Below are 2,793 nucleotides of genomic sequence, written 5' to 3'. Positions count from 1 at the left end.
GCGAGCGCGGCGCGGGTGCGGGCGGCGAGCGGCCAGGCGGTGACGTCGGCGGCCACCAGTCCGGGGGTCGGCGGGTCGATGGCGGGGACGGGCTCGTCCGGGGCCTGCTCGACGATGACGTGGGCGTTGGTGCCGGAGATGCCGAACGACGAGACGGCGGCGCGGCGCGGACGGTCCCGGTCCGGCCAGGGGCGGGCCTCGGTGACCAGTTCCAGCGCGCCGGCGGACCAGTCGATGTGCGGGGACGGCTCGTCCACATGCAGCGTCGCCGGCACCAGGCCGTGCCGGATGGCGAGCACCATCTTGATCACCCCGGCCACCCCCGCGGCGGCCTGGGCGTGCCCGATGTTGGACTTCACCGAGCCGAGCAGCGCCGGCCCGGCGTCGCCCCGGTCCTGCCCGTACGTGGCCAGCAGCGCCTGCGCCTCGATCGGGTCGCCGAGGGTGGTGCCGGTGCCGTGCGCCTCGATGACGTCGACGTCGGCGGTGGCGAGCCGGGCGGCGGTGAGCGCCTGGCTGATGACCCGCTGCTGGGACGGCCCGTTGGGGGCGGTGAGCCCGTTCGACGCGCCGTCCTGGTTGACCGCGCTGCCGCGCAGCACGGCGAGCACCGGGTGGCCGTTGCGGCGGGCGTCGGAGAGCCGTTCCACGAGCAGCCAGCCGACGCCCTCGGAGAAGCCGGCCCCGTCGGCGGAGGCGGCGAAGGAACGGCACCGCCCGTCCGGGGACAGGGCACGTTGCCGGCTCGATCCGACGTAGAGGCCGGGGGTGGCCATCACGGTCACGCCGCCCGCGAGCGCCAGCTCGCACTCCCCCGCGCGCAACGCCTGCGCGGCGAGGTGCAGCGCGACGAGCGAGGAGGAGCAGGCGGTGTCGATGGAGACCGCCGGCCCCTCCAGGCCGAGCGTGTACGACACCCGGCCGGAGGCGACGGCCGCCGCCCCGCCGGTCATCGAGTGTCCCTCGTCGGCGTCCGGGGACATCATCAGCAGCGTGCCGTAGTCCTGCCCGTTGGTGCCGACGAACACCCCGGTGCGGCTGCCGCGCAGCGTGGCCGGGTCGAGGCCGGCGGACTCGACGGCCTCCCACGCGGTCTCCAGCAGCAGCCGTTGCTGCGGGTCCATGGTGAGCGCCTCGCGGGGGCTGATGCCGAAGAACGCCGCGTCGAAGTCCCCGGCGCCGTCGAGGAAGCCGCCCTCCCGCGCGTACGAGGTGCCGGGGTGGTCGGGGTCGGGGTGGTAGAGCCGGTCGAGGTCCCAGCCCCGGTCGTCGGGGAACGGCGCGACCGCGTCCCGCCCGTCGCGCAGCAGCTCCCACAGGTCCCGCGGGTCGCGTACGCCTCCGGGCAGGCGGCAGCTCATCGCGACGATCGCCACCGGCTCCAGTTCCTGGGACTGGGCCTCGCTGAGCCGACGGCGGGTGTCGTGCAGGTCCGCCATGACCCGCCTGAGGTAGTCGCGGAGCTTGTCTTCATTGGCCATCGGGTGCCGCTTCCTCGCAGGGGACGGGGAGTGAGCCGGTGCGGGTCAGGACAGACCGAGGTCGCGGTCCACCATGGCGAACAGCTCGTCGTCGGTGGCGTCGCCGAGGTGCCGGCCGAGGTCGTCACCGCCACCGCCCTGCCCGAGCCGGGAGAGCATGGCCTGGAGGCGGACGGTGGCGCGGACCCGGGCGGCCTCGTCGCGGGCCACCACGTCGAGCCCGTCGGCGATCCGGTCGAGGTCGTCGAGCAACGCGGTGGGGGTGGTCACGTCGTCCTGGGCCACCTCGGCGTAGAGGTACTCGGCCAGGGTGGTCGGCGTGGGGTAGTCGAAGACCAGGGTGACCGGCAGCGCCACCCCGGTGGCCAGGCCGAGCCGGTTGCGCAGCTCGACCGCGGTCACCGAGTCGAAGCCCAGCTCGCGAAACGCCCGGTGCTCGTCCACCGACTCGGCGGAGGGGTAGTTGAGCACGGCCGCGACCTGTGCCCGGACCAGGGCCAGCAGCACGGCCATCCGGTCGGCGGCGGGCAGCCCGGCGAGCCGGTCGTGCAGCGACTCCGGGCCGTCGGGGGCCTCGACGCCGGTGGCGTGTTCGGCCGCGCGCAACCGGCGTACGTCGGGCAGGTCGTTGATCAGCGGACCGGGCCGGGTGGCGGTGAACGCGACGGAGAACCGCTCCCAGGCGATGTCGGCGACGGTGAGGAACGCCTCGCCGTGGTCGACGGCCTGGTGCAGTGCGGCGATCGCGGCCTCCGGCGGCATCTCGGGTACGCCGTGCCGGTGCAGCAGCTCGCCGAACGGGCCTTCGGCCATGCCGCCGCCGGCCCAGGCGCCCCAGGCGATGGAGGTGCCGGGGAGGCCGAGGCCGCGCCGGTGCTGGGCGAGCGCGTCGAGGAACGCGTTGCTGGGGGCGTAGTTGCCGACGCCGGAGCTGCCGACCGAGCCGGCGAAGGAGGAGAACATGACGAACGCGGCGAGGTCGAGGTCGAGGGTCAGTTCGTGCAGGTGGTAGGCGACGTCGACCTTGGCGGCGAGGACCCGTTCGATCTGGTCGACGCGCAGGTCGTTGATGAGCGCGTCGTCCAGCACCGCGCTGGCGTGCACCACCACGCGCAGCGGCCGGTCGGCGGGGATGTCGTCGATCAGGGCGGCCAGGGCGTCCCGATCGGCGGCGTCGCAGGCGACCACGCTGGCGGTGGCGCCGAGCGCGGTCAGCTCCTCGACGAGCTGCGCGGCGCCGGGTGCGGCCGGGCCGCGCCGGCTGGCCACGACGATGTTCTCCACGCCGCTGCGGGCCAGCCAGCGGGCGGCG

At 75.2% G+C, this 2,793-nt stretch carries 2 protein-coding genes; both read right to left on the bottom strand.

What is annotated here, in order from left to right; translation table 11 throughout:
• Positions 1–1,481 (bottom strand): type I polyketide synthase (locus HUW36_RS30030; RefSeq protein WP_174531176.1); only part of this gene is annotated, 1,481 nt, incomplete at its 3' end.
• Positions 1,482–1,526: 45 nt separating this feature from the next.
• On the bottom strand, positions 1,527–2,793 hold a 1,267-nt coding region (locus tag HUW36_RS30025; protein ID WP_174531175.1), incomplete at its 5' end, for a beta-ketoacyl reductase.

Source organism: Micromonospora maritima (assembly GCF_902825405.1).
GTDB lineage: Bacteria > Actinomycetota > Actinomycetes > Mycobacteriales > Micromonosporaceae > Micromonospora > Micromonospora maritima.
Note: the sequence above shows the minus strand (reverse complement) of the source record. Positions and strands in the feature narration are given on the sequence as shown.